This is a genomic window from Brevundimonas vesicularis NBRC 12165 (assembly GCF_001592205.1).
GTDB lineage: Bacteria > Pseudomonadota > Alphaproteobacteria > Caulobacterales > Caulobacteraceae > Brevundimonas > Brevundimonas vesicularis.
Genome location: NZ_BCWM01000002.1, coordinates 1 through 17,343, shown reverse-complemented (window position 1 = coordinate 17,343; position 17,343 = coordinate 1). Strand labels below are relative to the sequence as shown.

Below are 17,343 nucleotides of genomic sequence, written 5' to 3'. Positions count from 1 at the left end.
GCCCCGATCAAGCGTCGGCGAACACCTTCGCCATCAACCGCTCCAGCGCCTCTTGATCGCCCGTATCGAAGGCGGCCGGCGTCGTCGCATCCACGTCGAACACCGCGATCAGCGCGCCGGATGCGTCGCGCACGGGCACCACGATCTCGCTGGCCGAACGGTTGTCGCAGGCGATATGGCCGGGGAAGGCGTGCACATCCTCGACCAACTGCGTCTGGCCCGTCGCCGCCGCCGCGCCGCACACTCCGCGCCCGAACGCGATGCGCAGGCACCCCAGCGTGCCTTGATAGGGCCCGACCACCAGTTCGTCCGCCTTGTCCGGCGCCACGACATAGAAGCCGGTCCAGAAATAGTGCTCGAACGCATCCGCCAGCATCGACGCCACCGTCGCCATTCGCGCCGTCACATTCGGCTCGCCGTCCAGCACGGCCAGGACTTCCGCCTCGACCTCCAGATAGCGCGCCGCCTTGTCGGCGGGACGATCGTTAGGGGCGACATAGGCCATCGAAAAACTCCGGAGCAGGACAGGCTGGCGATATAGGCGAGCGGCCGGCCGAAGGGGAGGGGCGCCGTCATTCGCCGCCGCTTCGCCGGGAACGCTTCCATGCGCCCCCGTGTTGGCGCTGGGAGACAACGACGGAGGCTCGCGTGACATCCACCCCTTCACGATCGCTCAGCCTGATCGCCGCCCTGATGCTGTCGGCCGCCGCGGCCGCCTGCGGTCAGGACGCCGGCGCGCCTGGGCCAGTTGACGCGACGCAGACCCCCGCGCCGTCCGCGCCAGAGCCGACAGCACCGCCCCCGGTACCGGCGAAAATCAACACGAACCCTGCGACCTCGTCGTCAGCGTCAGCGACGCCGGCGGCGTCGCGCAAGCCCTGTTATCTCTCGGTCGACGGCAAGGTTCTGCTCGACGAGCCCTGCCTCGTCTATCCGTTCGGCGACGGCGGCTACACGATGAACGCCTGGTCCGAGGGCAAGCCCAAGAACTCACATTTCGCCGTCGTCGTCCTGATGGCCGACGGCTCGGCCGACGCCACCTGGAACGCCGACCCCGACGACGACAAGGCCGGCGATCGTCTGGGGACCGTGCGCCTCCGCGACGGCTGCTGGATCAACGACCGCGTGCGCATCTGCGCGGGATAACCGTGTTCAGGAGGGCGAGGCAGGATCCAATCCGTGCCTCAAGCTTGAGCGGAAGCGCATGATTTATCCCAAATAAAACCACTGGGACGAAACGTCTCAAGGCTAAAATGTGGTTGACGACAACGCAAAACACCTTCGATTTGTGCGCCTGAGTTGCGTCGCGGGGGCGCAGTAGAGTCGTCGGCCGCAGGCCGCAGGGGGTAAATCTTGGGTTTCAGTTTCAAGGGCGGGCTTCTGGCCGCAGCGGCCGGCGTCGCGATCATGGTGGGCACAACGGCTGTGGCGCAGACGGCTCCCGCTCCCACGGCGCCGACCGGCGGCTTCTACATGGCCAACGGCACGCGCACGACGAACTATCAGACGGCCATCGCGTCCTGGCGCGCGGACAGCCAGTTCTCCGTCGATTACTCAAAGGGCTTCCTGGGCTTGGAACACGCTTACGCCATGGGCCTAAGCGGACGTGGACAGACCGTCGGGGTCAATGACGCCGGCGTCTATATGGCCCACCCGCTGTTCGGATCGGCCGGCAAGGTGACGGGCCTGCGCAGCCAGGCGGTCGCCGGCTATGGCAACGACGGCATGATCAATCCGCGTCGCCAGTGGGAAGGTCACGGGACGCACGTGTCCGGCACCATCGCCGGCGATCGCGTGACGGGCCAGCCGATGTTCGGCAACGCCTTCAACGCCAAGCTATACGCCGCCACCGCCAACTTCTCGGCTGGCGACTTCCTTTGGTACAAGGACGCGATCATCGACGGAAAGATCGTCGCCACCCAGAACCAGAACATCGTCGATCTGGCCAATACCGGCCAGGTGCGCATCATCAACAACAGCTGGGGCAGCGGCAACTCCCTGCCGTTTAACGCCTCGCTGCCCACCGTGCTGGCGTCGTTCAACCGCAACTATGGCGACTTCTACAAGCCGGTGCTCGACAAGGACGTCCTGGTCGTCTTCTCGGCCGGCAACGGCTTTGGCGTGCACGCCGGGATCGACGCCGCTGCGCCGCTGAACGATCCGCGTTTGCGCTCCAACTGGCTGTCGGTCGCCAACTATTCCAGCTTCACCGCCGCCGACCCCTCGACCAGCTTCTGCGGTCAGACGGCGACCTGGTGCGTCGCCGGACCGGGTTCGGCCGTCGTTTCGTCGGTGCCCGCTTATACAATGGACCGGGCGGGCATCCTGGCCCTCTATCCGCGCGCCAACTACGCCGGTCTGTATTCGGCGACCACGGTCACCGCGCTGCAAAACGCGTCGGTAAACCAGTTCATCGGCGTTTTGAACGCCTACCTGAACGCCCGCGCCGTGGGCGGACCATCGTATGACGAGGATGCATGGCGCCGCGAAGTCGGACGTCAGGCTGCCGCCATCACCCTGGTTTCGGGCGCGCGACTGGGTGATCCGGACGGCTTTACCTCCGTCCTGGCCGGACTGCTGACCTCGACCAACAATATGGCGCTGCTGACGCCGGCGTTCTCGGGCGCGGTTTTGCAGTACGCCAATGACGAGCTTCAGCGCGTGCTGAACCAGTATATCAAATACACAGGCGGCGGTTATGCGGCCTACACCGGCACGTCGATGGCGGCGCCGAACATCTCGGGCTTCGCGGCCCTGCTGATGGAAAACTTCCCCGAATATTCGACGGCGCTGATCTCGGACATTCTGGTGTCCAGCTCCAAGGATCTGGACACGCCGGGCGTCGATCTGCGCTCGGGGTGGGGCGCGCCGCAGATGGACGTGGCCCTGCGCGGACCGACGGCGCTGCGCGACACCCGCGACGTCACCGTCGCCGTGGGCACGGTCGATATCTGGAGCAACAACATCGGCGATGCGCGCGACCGCTATTCGGCCGAGGTCAAGGCCAACTTCGGCAATGACATCGGCGGTCTGGTCAAGAAGGGCGGCGGCCAGCTGATCCTGACGGGCGCCAACGACTACAGCGGCCCGACCCGCGTCGAGGGCGGCCTTCTGACCGTCAACGGCAGCCTGCTGCGCTCCAGCGCCACCGTCGGCGGCGTCGGCATGATCGGCGGCACGGGCAGTTTGGCGAGCCTGACGGCGGAAAGCGGCGGCGTGGTGTCGCCCGGCGACGGCGTCAATCCGTTTGGAACCCTGACCGTCGCCGGCAACCTGAACTTCAAGCCCGGCTCCTTCCTGTGGATCCGCTCTAGCGTGAATGGCGCGGCCTATTCTCGCCTGAACGTGGGCGGCACGACCAAGATCGACGGCGGCCAGGTCATCCTGAAAGCCGACAACGGTGAATGGAATCTCCGGACGCGGATGAACATCATCAACTCGACCGGTGCGGTGACGGGCACGTTCAGCGGCGCCCAGAGCGATCTGGCCTTCCTCGCTCCGGTGCTGACTTACTCGACCAACGGCGTGGTCCTGACGGTGCGGCGCAACGACGTGACCGTGGCTTCGCTGGGCCGCACAGACAACCAGCAGTCGGTCGGCGGCGCGCTGGACGTCATGATCAACAACACCGCGACCGGGACCAACCGCGATCTGTCGCTAGAAAACGCCCTGCTGGACGCCAGCGTGCCTGCGGTTCAGGGCGCGCTCAGCGGCCTGACGGGCGAGGTCCACGCCACCTTGGGCGGGCTGGCCGTTTCGGACACTCGCGTCATCCGCGACGCCATGTCCGAGCGCGGACGCAGCCAGGGCGGCGCTGTCACCTACGTGGGCAACGGGGTGTCGGTCTGGGGCAGCGGCGTCTTCGGCAACGGCCAGGGCTCGGCGCATGACGGCCTCGCGGGATTCCGCAACGAAGCCTCCGGCTATTTGGTCGGGGCCGAAAAGGCGTTGGCGAACGACGTCCACGTCGGCGTGGCGCTGGGCGAAACCCGCTCGGAACTGCGCTCGCCGCGTTTGCGCTCGACCGGCCGGGTCACCAGTGAACAGATCGGCGTCTATGGCGGCGCCGGCGTTGGTGACTTCCAGATCCGCGTCGGCGGATCCTGGGCCAGCGCCGATGTCCGCACGGATCGTACGGCGCAGCTGAACGCCTTCACCAACGCCCTGGTCGGCGACTATGACGGCGACGTCTGGCAGGCCTATGGCGAGGTGGCGTGGAGCCGCGCCGTCGGCGGCACGATGTTCGAGCCCTACGCCGCCTACAGCCACGTCGAATACGACGCCGATGTCGTTGAGACGGGCGGCGACGCCGCTCTGTCGGGCAATGTGAAGCAGAAGGCCGATCTGCTGACCGCCGGCTTCCGCACCCGCACCGTGCTGGCGGGCGGCGAGGGGCGTGCGCGTCTGTCGGCGGTAACCCACCTGGCCTACACTCACGACCTGAACGGTGACGGCCCGGTCTTCGACGCCGCCTTCGCCGACGGTCCGCGCTTCCTGATCGACGGAGCCAATCCTGGCGACGACGTGATCTCGGGCGGCTTGGGCTTCAACATTCAGGCGACCGAACGCACCGCGATCGAGCTGGGCTACGCCGGCCTCTACAAGGACGAGTATCGCGATAACCGCATCTATGGCCGATTCAGCGTCAAGTTCTGATCTGACGGCAGGATGAACGGCGGCGGCCTCGATCGACGATCGGGGCCGTTGTCGTTTGCGCCTAGTTCGTCTGGGCGGACAGGGCGTCGTTGTCCTGGGTGAACGGTCGATCCCGCTCGGCCGTGCGGTTTTCGATCCAGACGCCCCTGCGCCCCGTCACCCGCTCCACCGCCTCCACTGCGCTGCGAATGAAGACGGCCGGGCTTTCCGCTTCATTGGAGCGTCGAACGGGTATCGTCGGATCACCCTCCAGGAGGGTCGAGGCATAGACGTTCAACTGATGTCCCCGGCGCCGCCCATCGCGATAGGGAAACAGGCACAGGGTGTATTGCTGCTCGATCCGCGCCTCCAGACGCTGAACCGCCTCGGCGCGCCAGCTCGCGCCCGTGCACACCACCGTCCGCGGCGCGCTCAGCCACCCGGCCGGCGCGCGTGTCGCTGGCCCTTGCAGACCAAACGCGCTTTGCGCTGTCGGATCGACCAAGGTGAATCGGCCGGGCGACCGCGGCGCATCGGCCACGCTCAGCTGACGATAGGTCACTTGCATCGGCAGGCGATCGAGATGGCGCTGCAGGGCTTGCGCGATTTCACGACCGCTGCGCGACGTCTGGAAATCCACGATCGCATAGGCTTGATCGATGCTGTGCCGATCGGCGCGCGCGGACTTAGCCGAAGCGCCGGACGCCTGACCCAGCGCAACCAGCGTCACAAGCGCTACAGACCGTCGAGAGATCGCCATAGGCTATGACGTTCACGACCGACCGATCTGTCAAGGCGTGCCGGATATGGGTTTTGTCGGGACCACTTAGGACTGGCTCAAACGCTGGCTGAAAAAGCGTGTGATTTTTACAGCCACCACCTAGCTGACCACTTAACGGTGCCTCAGTCGCCTACTGCACATTTGCACGAGGGTAGGGCGCATTAGCGCCATCAGCGGACATGTCTAACGCTGCCACAAGCCGACATTCCTTACATAAGTTTAGGCGGGCTAAGCGAATGCGATCCCCTAAGCGCTAATCTCCCTCGTCACCCACGGGTTGGTGGGTGAAGCCTTTTGCTCCGCTCAAAGACTTGGCGTCACGGCTGATTTCGACATCGCTTTCGGCATAGGCGATCAGCAGGCGCGACAGGTCTTCCAGCGCGCTCTCGTGAATGCGTTCATAGCCGTGACTGGCGTCAATGCCGAAGGTGACCAAGGCCGTCCGGATGTCAGCGCCGGCTTCCAGGGCCGAGGCCGAGTCCGAGCGATAGTATCGGAAGACGTCCTTCTGGTGCGGGATGTCGTGGTCGCGGGCCAGTTGAACCAGTTTGCGTGACAGGTGCCAGTCGAAGGGGCCTGTCTGGTCGGCCATGGCGATGGTGACGCCGAACTCCGACGAGTTCTGGCCGGGCGCGGTCGTGCCATTGTCGACCGTCACCATGGCGGCGACATCCGGGATCAGCACGGACGAGGCGCCCAGCCCGACCTCCTCGGCGATCGTGAACAACCACCAGGTATCGACTGTCGGCGTGCGATCTTCGCGGATCATGCATTCCAGCGCGGCCAAAAGGGTGGCAACGCCCGCCTTGTCGTCCAGATGGCGCGAGACGATGAAGCCGGTATCGATGAACTCGGGCTGCGGGTCGATGGCGACGATGTCGCCGACATCTACACCCAAGGCCAAGGTGTCTTCGCGACAGTGGGTCACGGCGTCGATGCGCAGCTCGACCTGGGCCCAGTTTACCGGCTGGGTGTCCACCTCTTCGTTGAAGGTATGGCCGGACGCCTTCAACGGCAGGATGGTGCCACGATAGGCGCCGCCTTCGGAGAAGATCGTCGCTCGCGCCCCCTCGGCGAAACGCGACGACCAGTGACCGATCGCGACCAGTTCCAGCCGGCCGTTCTCCTTCACCTGTTTGACCTGGGCGCCCAGGGTGTCGACGTGGGCGACGATGGCGCGCGCCGGTTTTGGCGTACGGCCCGGCAAGCGTGCGCGAAGGGCGCCGCGGCGGGTCATCTCATAATCGAGGCCCAGCCGCCCGAGTTCGCGGCACAAGAGCCAGACCGCCTCGTCCGTATAGCCGGTCGGGCTAGGCGTGTTCAGCAGGTCGGCCAGGCGGGCCTTCAGGTAATCGAGGTCTATCGCGGGGCGGGCCAAGGGGCCTCCTTCAGGCTTCGGATCGCGGAAATGTCCGTGCAGCGGCCGGGGCGGATAGTGGAAAGAGCAGATCCACGAAACGCTCGGCAGTCGGTTGGGGTTCGTGGTTGGCCAGGCCCGGGCGCTCATTGGCTTCGATGAAGGCGTAGTCGGGTTCGCGCGGCGACTTCACCATCAGATCGATGCCGGTGACCGGGATATCGATGGCGCGGGCGGCGGCGATGGCGGCGCGGATCAGCGCGGGATGCACCTCATCCGTCACATCATGGATGGTGCCGCCCAGGTGCAGGTTGGCCGCTTTGCGCACCAAAATCTCGGTCCCTTCCGCCGCCACGTCGTCGAGACGATAGCCGGCCTCGGCAAGGGTACGCTCGGTCTCGGCGTCGATGGGGATGGTCGATTCCCCGCCGGTGGCGGCGGCGCGACGACGGCTTTGGTGTTCGACAAGGGCGCGCAAGGTCGAGCGCCCGTCGCCGACGACGCGCGGCGGACGACGCAGGGCGCAGGCGACGACCTTGTAATCGATCACCACCAGCCGGAGGTCCTCGCCCTGGACCTGTTCCTCGACCAGAACCTCGGAACAGATGCGGCGCGCCCGGACCAGAGCCGTCTGGACCTCGCTCATCGTCGTCAGGCCGACCGCGACGCCTTGCCCCTGCTCGCCGCGCGCCGGTTTGACGACCAGGGCGCCGAACTTGGTCAGCGCCGCATCGATGGCCGACGGGCTTTCGGGATCGATCCTCTGGGGAACGCGCACACCGGCCGCCTCGACGATGCGTCGTGTCATCCGCTTGTCGTCGCAGATGCTGAGCGCGACGGCCGAGGTCAACTCCGACAGACTTTCGCGACATCTGACCGACCGGCCGCCCCAGTTCAGGCGAAACAGCCCGCCCTCACCGTCGATGATCTCGGTGTGGATGCCGCGCCGACGCGCCTCGTCCACGATGATGCGGGCATACGGATTCAGGTCATGATCGTCGGTCGGGCCGACGAACAGGGCCTCGTTGATCGGGTTCTTGCGCTTGACCCCAAAGAAGGAGACGCGACGGAAACCCAGCTTTTCGTACAGGGCGATGGCTTGATCATTGTCGTGCATGACCGACAGGTCCGTGTGCGCCAGGCCTTGGGTCTTGAAATGTTCCGCCAGACGCCGAACCAGGGCCTCGCCAACGCCCGGCTGGGTCGCCTGGGGATCGACCGCCAAGCACCATAGCGAAGAGCCGCATTCCGGATCCTGAAAGGCGCGGGCGTGGTTGACGCCCGTCACGGTGCCGATCACAGCCCCCGTCACCGTATCCTCGGCGACGAAATAGGTCAGGGTCCGGTCGTCCCGATGCGACCAGAAGAAGTCAGGCGGAACCGGCACCATCTTGCGCTTGGCGTAGATGTCGTTGACCGCCTGCGCATCCGTTTCCGACGTCAGACGGCGCACGGTGAAGCCTCGGGGCTGACGTCGGCTGGTGCGATAGGTCGCCAGTTCCAGCCGATAGGTGTGCGACGGATCCAGGAACAACTCCTGCGGCGCCGAGGCCAGCAGGACGTGCGGATTGCGGACATAGAAGGCGATGTCGCGCCGGTCCGGCCCTTCGGCGCGCAGGGCCTCGACCAGCGGCTCGGCCGTCTCGAAGGTCTGGGCGAACAGCAGTCGGCCCCAGCCGCAATCCAGCACGGCATCGGGGGTCGGTCCGTCCCCGGACTGAACCGGGGGCTTCAGGCCCTCGTGCCGCAGACGTTTCAGCCGATGCGCCTTTGATCGCTCGGGGCGGATATCAGACGCCATGCTGCTGCATCCACATTTCCAGCACTGCGACCTGCCAGAGTTCGGAGCCGCGAAGGGGTGTGATGTGCTCGGTGGGATTGCCGAACAGGGTGTCCAGATAGCCCCGGTCGAACAGGCCGCGATCGCGCGCCGCCTGATTGGTCAGGACCTCGCGCACCATCTCCAGATACGGACCCTGGATGTATTTCAGCGCGGGCACGGGGAAATAGCCCTTCTTGCGATCAATGACCTCGGAGGGGATCACCAGACGCGCCGCTTCTTTCAGCACGCCCTTGCCGCCTTGCGCCAGCTTGTGCTCGGGCGGGATGCGGCCCGCCAGTTCGACCAGTTCGTGATCCAGGAAGGGCACGCGCGCCTCCAGACCCCAGGCCATGGTCATGTTGTCGACCCGCTTCACCGGGTCGTCGACCAGCATCACCTGGCTGTCCAGACGCAGGGCTTGGTCGACCGGCGTCGCCGCGCGACCTTGCGCGAAATGAGCCTCGACCAGGGCGCGGCTGACGTCGGTGTCGGCCATATAGGCGCCGTTCAGCTGGGTCTTCAGCGTGGCATGGCTGCGGTCGAAGAAGGCCTTGGCATAGGTTTCGACCGGATCGGTCGCGCCCAGCATCGGCGGATACCAGTGATAACCGGCGAACACCTCGTCGGCGCCCTGGCCGGACTGCACCACCTTGATATGTTTCGAGACTTCCTGGCTCAGCAGGTAGAAGCCGACGTTGTCGTAAGAGACCATCGGCTCTGACATGGCGCCGATGGTGCCCGGCAGGGCTTCCATCAGCCGCTGGTGCGGCACGAAGATCTGGTGATGCTTGGTCCCGTAATGTTTGGCGATCAGGTCGGAATAGACGAACTCGTCGCCCTTCTCGCCATTAGCCTCCTCGAAACCGACCGAGAAGGTCATCAGGTCCTTCTGACCCAGTTCGGCCAGCAGACCGACGATCAGGCTGGAATCCACTCCCCCCGACAACAACACGCCTACCGGCACGTCGGCGACCATGCGGCGCTTCACGGCTTCGCGCAGACTGTCCAGGACCCGATCGCGCCAATCTTCGGCCGTCAGGGCCGCGTCCTCAGCATGGCGGGTCATGTCGGGCTGCCAGTAGAGGCGGTCCTTGGCCTTCCCATCCGCCTCGATCACGCGGATGGTGGCCGGCGGGAACTTCTTGACGCCCTTCAGGATCGTGTGTGGCGGCGGCACGACCGCATGGAAGGTCATGTAGTGGTGCAGGCCGACGGGATCGATGGTCTTGTCCATGTCGCCCGCCGCCAGCAGGGCCGGCAGGGTCGAGGCGAATCGCAGACGCTTGCCCTGTTCGGCCAGATACAGCGGCTTGATGCCGAAACGATCCCGGGCGATCACGGTGCGGCCGGTGTCGCGCTCATGCAGCACAAAGGCGAACATGCCCTTGAATCGATCGACGCAGGCTTCGCCCCACGCCTTCCAGGCCTTGATGATGACCTCGGTGTCGCCGTGCGAGAAGAAGCGGAACCCCATCCCCTGCAGCTCTTCGCGCAGTTCGGGATAGTTGTAGATGCAGCCGTTGAACGCCAGCGTCACGCCCAGGTCAGGGTCCACCATCGGCTGCTGAGCTTTCTCACTCAGGTCGATGATCTTCAAACGGCGGTGACCCAGCCCCACCGAGCCGCGCATAACAATGCCGGAGCCATCCGGTCCACGGGGCGAGAGCGCATCGGTCATGCGTTGAACGGCGCCGACATCGGCCGGTCGTCCGTCGAAATTGATCTCGCCGCTAAGACCGCACATGGGTCCTCCTTGAATTGTGGAAGCAGCGGGTACAAATGGTTAGGGCACGAAAGAGTTCAACCCAATGGCCGATATTTCCCATGAGCCAAGCCCTGACGCGGCGGTTGACGCCACCGCATCCCTTGTCCGGTCAGTCCGACGCATCGCCCAGGCGATCGATGTTCGGTCTCGAGAAATTTCACGTCTGACCGGGCTGACGCTGCCGCAGCTCCTCGTGCTGCAATCCATCCGCGCATTGGGTGAAGTCAGCACCAGCGCGATATCGCGGGACGTTTCCATGTCGGCGCCGACCGTCGTCGCCGTGCTGGACAAGCTCGAAGCCAAGGGCATGGCCGCCCGCTATCGCTCCACCGTGGATCGCCGCGTCGTCCATGTGCGTTTGACCGACGCGGGGCGGCAGGCATTGCAGACGTCCCCGGGCCTGCTCGGCGACGGCTTTCTCGCCGCCTTGGCTGAACTTCCACACAGCGAACGACTGGCGATGGCTGAAGCTGTCGAACGCCTCGCAGTTTTGATGCAGCCTCGCGAAGCTCAGGCCTCTTTGAAGCCGCATTATCAGGCTGTCAGGCCCTCATAAGCGGCTCGGGATGTCGAGCCGGCGAACAGCCGGAAACGGTGATCCTGACCTGTCTGTTCCAACGCTATCTTCTGACCTCGAGCCAATCAAAGAGGCCAAAACAGCAAGATGAGCGAGGGCCCCGTCACCAGAACGAGCGCGCTCAAAGGCGCGCCCAGTCTGGGATAATCAGAAAACTTATAGCCGCCAGGTCCCATAACCAGCGTGTTGCACTGGTGACCGATGGGCGTCAGGAAGTCGCACGCGGCGCCGACCGCGACCGCCATCAGGAACGGGTCTGGATTGTAGCCAAGCTGCTTGGCCAGCGTCGCTCCGATCGGGGCGACGATCAGAACGGTCGCCGCATTGTTCAGGAAGGGCGTAACCGCCATTGAGGCGAGCATGACGCCTGTAATCGCGATAACGCCCGGCAAGCCTGTGAACACGTGGCGAAGCAGTCCCGCGATCAGGTCGGACCCTCCCGTGGATTGGATCGCGTCTGAGACGGGAATGAGGGCTGCGATCAGAACGAGCAGGGGGCCATCGAGCGCGGCATAGGCCTCACGCATCTTCAAGCCGCCCAATGCGACGATGACTACGGCGGCGCCGAAGAAGGCGACGGCGACTGGAACCAGGCCAAGGCCAACGAGGGTCATGGCGCACGCAAGAACAACAGCCGGCATGAACCGCCTGCGCACGCTTCCGAGTTGAACCTGACGCTCCGCCAGGGGCAGTAGATCCAGCGCCGTCAGCGCGACCGGCAGCGCCTGTTCGGCGCCTTGGAGCAGGATGATATCGCCGGGCGCCAGTTTTGCCGTCCGCAGATGCTGGGTGAGTTGAAAGCCGCTTCGCGACACGCCCAACAGATTGATCCCGTGCTGGCCGTACAGATCCGAGCTTCGAACAGACTGCCCTTGCAGCGGGGAGTTTCGGCCTATGACCGCCTCTACGATCGCAATCTCCTCGGATGCGGTCGCTATGGGAACCGGGCGATCATCGCGGATGAGATTCATCTGAGCCCGACTGACGAAGCCCTCCAGCGCCTGCTGCTCGCCCTCGATCAGCAGCGCGTCACCCGCTTTGACGACGACATTGCCTCTGGGATTCAGCCGCCGTTTCCCTGAACGGATCAGCGCCATGATCTTGACCTCGCCGTCGCCGAGGGCGCCGAGAGCGGACACGGTCATAGATCCCGGAGCCCAGCCTTCAGGCGCCCTGACTTCCGTGGCATAGGCGTTGGCGGCCAAGGCCGCGCTCATCGACGTTGCGCCCTGTCGATCGCGGGGCAACAGGCGATAGCCGAACGCCAAAAACGCCAAGGCGATCAGTGTGAGCGCTAAGCCCACTGGTGCGTAGTCAAACATGGCGAAGGGTTCGCCAACGATGCCTTGGCGCACTTCGGCGACGATGATGTTCGGAGCGGTCCCGACCAGGGTGACCATGCCGCCCGCCATGGCGCCGAAAGCCATTGGCATCAGGAGCCGGGAGGGAGACGACTTCGTCTGGCGCGCCACCTGAAGCGCCACCGGCATCATGATCGCCAGGGCTCCGACATTCTTCGTCGCCATGGAAAGCAACGTCACAGCACCGGTCAGAACCGGAACCTGGGAGCGCTCAGTCTTTAGCAGCGGCATCACCCGCCGCATCGCGAGCTCAATTACCCCCGATCGGGCGAAGGCGGCCGAAACGATCAGCGCGCAAGCGATGATGACGGTGACGTCGTTTTTGAAACCGTCAAATGCAGCCTCGGCGGGGATGATGCCGATCGCCAATCCTGCAACCAACGCGACGACCGCGACCAGGTCGTAACGAAACCGACCCCAGATGAAGGCGCCGATTGTCAGCCCGACAAGGCCAAAGGCCAGTCCCTGTTGAAACGTCACTCGCCTAGCGCCCTTGCCTGATCAGCACGCAGCGTAGGCTCAATGTTGATAGGCAGCCAACCCTCTGGAGTATCCAACGACAGAAGAACATCCGCTGTCAGTGCTGACCTCATCCTGGCGGCAGAGCATGACGACCCAGCCGCCCCAGGGTGGACGATGAAGTTTGAGGTCAAGCAGTAGATCAGGGTGAAAAATGCAGACCTGAGCAGTTCTTCGGATCAGCTTCGTCGGCTCAGCCAATGATCCAGGCTGATCGGCCCGGCGCCGAACCTGATGATGTAGAGCAGCACCGTCGCCCAGAGCAGGTGGGTCGGCCAACCGAGGGGGTAGACGAAAACTTCGATCACTACGGTCATGCCCAGAAGCGCGAGCGCGGCGAAGCGGGCGCCGAGGCCGAGCACCAGCAGGATCGGGAACAGATGTTCCGAATAGGTCGCCAGGTGGGCGGCGATATCGCTGGGGATCAAAGGCAGTCGGTATTCCTGGGCGAACAGAGCATAGGTGCTGTCGGTGACGGTCAGCAGGCCCTCCACCTTTGTCCGGCCGGAGAGGAAAAAGACCGCCGCGATCGATACACGCGCGATCAGGCTGAGCACCGGCAGGGGGATCGCAGCCTGGGCCAGGCGTGGGAGGACCGCCAAGGAGGGGCGCGGCGACGATACGGCGGTCAGTTCGGTCATTGTGGCGCTCCGGTTTCAATACGGGTGAAGGCGCCGCTCAGAAGCAGATCTCTGAACAGCTCGGACAGGTTGGCTGCGGGATCGGCGGCGAGGGCGGCGAGCGCCGCCGCTCCGACGGTGCGGCCGTGCCGGCAGGCGTCGAGGAAGGCGAACTGGGGCCGGTTCAATCGATGGGTCTGGACCTCCATTTCCGGACGCACGATCAACAGGCCCTCAGGGGACCGGTCCCACAGCATGTCGTCCGAAGGCGTAGCCAAACGATTGGCCAGCCAGATCGATGGCGCGGTCCAGTCGAACCAGAAGACTTGCGCAGACGGATGCAGGACCGCGCAACCGGCGTTGAGAGCGACGTGCGACAGGGCGGCGACCGTCCCAGGGAGCAGGATCGGTGCGTCAGCGGCGCGGTGCGCGCGGCTCCATGCGCGATCAAGACGCGCGACAGGCGGAAGAAACTGAAGTTCAAACGCGGGCGGAAACGTCGCCAGCCACTCCGGGAAGCCCTCGCCATAGGCATCGAGAACCGGGGATGCGGGAGGCGCGCTGTCGGCGTAGATCAGAGCGGCGTCGCGAAACCAGTCCGGACCGACCAGCCGTTCGACAGTCGGATAGAGACCCGCCAAGGCGTCGGCCCGCCCCTTGGCCACCGTGTTTCGATAAACCGCCAGTCCGGGCGCATTTGGATCCGCCAGCCACGGTGTGAGCATGGAGCCCTGCCCCTGCAAGGCCAGGGAGAAGCTCGCATGAAATGTCAGCATCTGATCGTCAGGCGGCGCACTGGACATGGCAGGCCTCCATTATGGCGACGGCTTGATCGCGTTCGGCGATCAACTCGGCGAAGTCGGGAATGTTGTCGTCGCGCTCGATCAGCGTGGGACGCGGCCCGATCCGGGCAACGATCTCGGCATAGAGGGTCCAGACGGCGTCGCTGACCGGCGCGTCGTGGGTGTCGATCAACAGCGCCTCTGCGTGGACGGGATCGGGCGCAAAGCCGGCCAGATGGATCTCGCCGATGAGATCGGCCGGAACGGTCGCCAGATAGTCCCGCGGGTCGGCGCCGAGATTGTTGGCGCTGACGTGCACATTGTTCAGATCGAGCAGCAGGCCACAGCCTGTTGCGGCGGCCAGTTCGACCAGGAAATCGACTTCCCCCATCTCGTGGCCTTTCAGGTCAAGGTACAGGGACGGATTCTCGATCAGCAAGGGTCGGCCCAGCGCGTCCTGCGCTCGCGCGACGTTGTCGCTGACCTGCTTTAACATCTGTCGGGTGCGCGGAAACGGCAGCAGATCGGGATGATAGATGCCGCCGCCCCGCGACCAGGCCAGATGTTCGGACATGATAAACGGCTCGAACCGGTCAGCGAGCGTCTTGAGCCGCGCCAGATGCTCCGTGTCCGGCGCCTCGTCGCCGGCGAGCGACAAGCCGACACCGTGCAGCGACAGAGGCTTGTCTCGACGGATGGCCTCCAGCCATTTCAAGCGAGGGCCGCCATCGACCATATAGTTCTCAGGATGGACCTCGAACCACAGACCGGCCGCCGGAGACGCCACCGCCTCGTCGTAATGGCGGGCCTTAAGGCCCAGTCCCACGGTGGGGACAGGCGTCGTGGCGGTCGATCCATGGTTCATCAGTCCAGTTCCGATCAGCGCGAGACGGGCGTCAGCGAGCCGTTGCCACGCGGGGTGCGGATGCTGGTGCAGGTGCCGGCGGGCGTGTGCTTCCAGGCGTTGCCCTGATAGTCGCGCACCGAGGTGCCGGCGCAGGTCGTGCCGGGGCCGGCGGCGCAGTCGTTCTTGCCGGCCAGAGCGATGCCGTAGCATTTTTCCATGGCGGCCGGTTTGGCCTCGGCGTTCCTGGTCGATTGGGCGTGCGCCATGCCGGCGCCGGCGGTAAGGGCGACAAGGGTTGCGGCGGCGATCTTGGTGCGGGTCATGCAAGAGGTCCTTCTCAAAAGGCACGGCCGTTCGTGGCCGCTGAATCCGCCTTTCGCCGACGACCCGCCGCGCGTTACATTTTCGAGCCAACTATTTTTCGAGCATCATTTTGCGAGACGCCATGTAACCGTCGCGGTCTCCGCAGCGTAGGTCGCAGTCGCACGTGCTTGACCGGGAATCACAACTCAAAGCCTTGATGCTTAATGGCCTGGACGGTGACGCGCAGGCTTGGCGCGTGCTGCTGTCGGACCTGGCCGCGCACCTGCGGCCCTTTTTCAAACGCCGTCTTTTCAACGGAGAAAGCGACGCGGAGGACCTCGTGCAAGAGACCCTGATCGCCATTCACGCCAAGCGCGCCACATGGGATCGCAACCAGTCGTTCACGGCCTGGGCCTTCACGATCGCCCGCCACAAGCTGATCGACCACCTGCGCCGCCAAGGCCGACGCCTCACCGAGCCGCTGGACGACGCAAGCGTGCTGCTGGCCGAGCACACGGTCGAGGACGGGGTCATGCGACGCGATTTGACCCGCGCCTTGTCGATCCTCCCGGCGCGACAGCGCGCCCTGATCCATGATGTGAAAGTCACCGGGCTGAGCGTGGCCGAGGCGGCCGAGCGTCACGGCTATTCCGTCGCCGCGGCCAAGGTCAGCATCCATCGCAGCTTCAAGGCTCTGACCGCGCGCTTCGCGGCTGGAGCAGCAGGGTCCAACGATGAAGACTGACGACCTGATCACCAGCCTGGCGCTGGACTTGCCGCCCATGTCTCAAAGCGACGTGGACCGTCGTGTCCTGCTGTTCATGCTGCCGGCGGCGGGCGTCGCCCTTTCCGGTGTTGTGTGGTGGCTGGGACTGAGGCCGGATTTGATGTCGGCCGTCGCCGGACCGACTTTCTGGGCCAAGGCGGCCTATACGGCCGCCCTGTGCGCCGCCGGCTTCTGGCTCCTGGATCGACTGGGGCGGCCGGGGGCTTCGACGCGCCGTCCCACAATCCTGCTAGCAGCCATTTTGGCCGTCGCTGCGGGATGGGCTGTCGTGGAGTTGCTGGGCGCTGCGCCTGACGCGCGAATGGACATGGTCATGGGTCGATCCGCCAGGGTCTGTCCGACCAACATCCTGTCGCTCGGCGCTCTAGCGGCGCCGTTCATCTTCTTCGCTGCGAGACGATTCGCCCCTGTGAAACCCGCTTTCGCCGGCGCCGCCGCCGGTCTTTTGACCGCAGGGCTGGCCGCGACCGCCTATGGCCTGCATTGCCCCGAGCACACGGCCGCCTTTGTGGCGGTCTGGTACACCTTGGGCATGGGCCTCGTCGCGGCCCTGGGCGCTGCTCTGGGTCGTTTCGCCTTCCGTTGGTGAGCATGTGCGCGACACTGCCGTTGAGCGGTCTTGAGGCGCTTCCGAGTGGTTTCGACAGACAGAGTGTCGGGACCACTTAAGACTGGCTCAAGCGCTGCTTGAAAGATCGCTCAATTTTTCCGCCCGCAACTTAGCTGACCACTCAACAGTGCCTCAGTCGGTTGGGATTTGCTCGGACGTGAGTGCAGCTTAGCGCCATGAGCGATCATTCATTTCGCACCAGCTTCGCGACTCTCGAACACCGTTGAAAGTGCACTAGGATGGGGCCAGCGAACGGTCGCAACGATAAGGATTTCATCGATGCCTGCCCCCTCCGTCGAACGCGCTCTTCAACTCATCGACGAACTTGAGCTAAGCCGGGAAATGTCCCCAGAGGACGTTGAACGCTCAGTTCACGCGATTCTGACGGTCGCTGGCTATGCTGTCAGCGCCCCCTCGCCTCGTGCGCCTGACATGGGGATCGATATGGAGTTGCAGGGGCTCATCGACGGCAAGGCAGAACGTGTCGGGATCGAAGTCAAATCTCACAGAGGCACTGTCAGCGGTCAAACTATCTACAAGGCGATGAACGCGAGGCGCGACGCTGGCCTTGACGTGA

16 protein-coding genes are annotated in these 17,343 nt (G+C 64.8%); 6 read left to right on the top strand and 10 right to left on the bottom strand.

The genetic code is table 11. From position 1 onward, the window contains the following. Positions 1-7: 7 nt before the first annotated feature. A complete protein-coding gene (gene msrC / locus BVE01S_RS01670; RefSeq protein ID WP_066623413.1) occupies positions 8-505 on the bottom strand; it encodes a free L-methionine (R)-S-oxide reductase MsrC in 498 nt (165 codons plus the stop codon). Positions 506-648: 143 nt separating this feature from the next. Here msrC and BVE01S_RS01665 point away from each other — a divergent pair, with 143 nt between their 5' ends. Both BVE01S_RS01665 and BVE01S_RS01660 read left to right on the top strand, forming a co-directional pair. Continuing rightward, entirely contained in the window at positions 649-1,146 is a 498-nt protein-coding gene (locus BVE01S_RS01665) for a hypothetical protein (RefSeq protein ID WP_105625171.1), read from the top strand. Between the two features lie 207 nt (positions 1,147-1,353). Beyond that, positions 1,354-4,656, top strand: a complete 3,303-nt coding sequence (locus BVE01S_RS01660) for a S8 family serine peptidase (RefSeq protein WP_066623408.1) — start codon at positions 1,354-1,356, stop codon at positions 4,654-4,656. Positions 4,657-4,717: 61 nt separating this feature from the next. On the opposite strand, the gene BVE01S_RS01655 is transcribed toward BVE01S_RS01660, so the two are convergent. The 4 genes from BVE01S_RS01655 to BVE01S_RS01640 form a co-directional block, all read right to left on the bottom strand. Then, positions 4,718-5,365 carry a hypothetical protein gene (locus BVE01S_RS01655; protein WP_066623407.1) on the bottom strand — a complete coding sequence of 216 codons (648 nt, stop codon included), beginning with the start codon at positions 5,363-5,365 and terminating at the stop codon, positions 4,718-4,720. A 304-nt stretch (positions 5,366-5,669) separates the two neighbouring features. Further along, positions 5,670-6,794, bottom strand: coding sequence for an osmoprotectant NAGGN system M42 family peptidase (locus BVE01S_RS01650; RefSeq protein WP_066623404.1), 1,125 nt, complete (start codon positions 6,792-6,794; stop codon positions 5,670-5,672). Positions 6,795-6,804: 10 nt separating this feature from the next. Next, positions 6,805-8,574 carry an N-acetylglutaminylglutamine synthetase gene (gene ngg, locus BVE01S_RS01645; RefSeq protein ID WP_066623401.1) on the bottom strand — a complete coding sequence of 590 codons (1,770 nt, stop codon included), beginning with the start codon at positions 8,572-8,574 and terminating at the stop codon, positions 6,805-6,807. After that, positions 8,564-10,339 carry an N-acetylglutaminylglutamine amidotransferase gene (locus BVE01S_RS01640; protein WP_066623399.1) on the bottom strand — a complete coding sequence of 592 codons (1,776 nt, stop codon included), beginning with the start codon at positions 10,337-10,339 and terminating at the stop codon, positions 8,564-8,566. The genes ngg and BVE01S_RS01640 overlap by 11 nt, the downstream gene beginning before the upstream one ends. A 64-nt stretch (positions 10,340-10,403) precedes the next feature. On the opposite strand from BVE01S_RS01640, the gene BVE01S_RS01635 reads away from it, so the two are divergent. Continuing rightward, entirely contained in the window at positions 10,404-10,916 is a 513-nt protein-coding gene (locus BVE01S_RS01635) for a MarR family winged helix-turn-helix transcriptional regulator (RefSeq protein WP_066623397.1), read from the top strand. 86 nt (positions 10,917-11,002) lie between these two features. Here BVE01S_RS01635 and BVE01S_RS01630 read toward each other — a convergent pair whose 3' ends face one another. From BVE01S_RS01630 to BVE01S_RS01610, 5 genes are all read right to left on the bottom strand, one after another. Further along, on the bottom strand, positions 11,003-12,778 hold the full coding sequence (locus BVE01S_RS01630; RefSeq protein WP_066623394.1) for an SLC13 family permease: 1,776 nt from the start codon (positions 12,776-12,778) through the stop codon (positions 11,003-11,005). Positions 12,779-12,996: 218 nt separating this feature from the next. Next, a complete protein-coding gene (locus BVE01S_RS01625) occupies positions 12,997-13,458 on the bottom strand; it encodes a DoxX family protein (RefSeq protein ID WP_066623392.1) in 462 nt (153 codons plus the stop codon). Then, the gene (locus BVE01S_RS01620; RefSeq protein ID WP_066623390.1) at positions 13,455-14,240 is read right to left on the bottom strand and encodes an HvfC/BufC N-terminal domain-containing protein; all 786 of its coding nucleotides are present in this window, start codon (positions 14,238-14,240) and stop codon (positions 13,455-13,457) included. The genes BVE01S_RS01625 and BVE01S_RS01620 overlap by 4 nt, the downstream gene beginning before the upstream one ends. Beyond that, entirely contained in the window at positions 14,221-15,084 is an 864-nt protein-coding gene (gene bufB, locus BVE01S_RS01615; protein WP_066623388.1) for an MNIO family bufferin maturase, read from the bottom strand. The genes BVE01S_RS01620 and bufB overlap by 20 nt, the downstream gene beginning before the upstream one ends. 14 nt (positions 15,085-15,098) lie before the next feature. Beyond that, on the bottom strand, positions 15,099-15,389 hold the full coding sequence (locus BVE01S_RS01610; RefSeq protein ID WP_066623386.1) for a BufA1 family periplasmic bufferin-type metallophore: 291 nt from the start codon (positions 15,387-15,389) through the stop codon (positions 15,099-15,101). Between the two features lie 197 nt (positions 15,390-15,586). Between BVE01S_RS01610 and BVE01S_RS01605 the strand changes: the two genes are divergently transcribed. The 3 genes from BVE01S_RS01605 to BVE01S_RS01595 form a co-directional block, all read left to right on the top strand. Continuing rightward, a complete protein-coding gene (locus BVE01S_RS01605) occupies positions 15,587-16,114 on the top strand; it encodes a sigma-70 family RNA polymerase sigma factor (RefSeq protein ID WP_153922620.1) in 528 nt (175 codons plus the stop codon). Beyond that, positions 16,104-16,745, top strand: a complete 642-nt coding sequence (locus BVE01S_RS01600) for an NrsF family protein (protein WP_066623381.1) — start codon at positions 16,104-16,106, stop codon at positions 16,743-16,745. The genes BVE01S_RS01605 and BVE01S_RS01600 overlap by 11 nt, the downstream gene beginning before the upstream one ends. 300 nt (positions 16,746-17,045) lie before the next feature. After that, positions 17,046-17,343, top strand: a 298-nt coding sequence (locus BVE01S_RS01595) for a restriction endonuclease (protein ID WP_157076413.1), incomplete at its 3' end; no start/stop codon positions are given.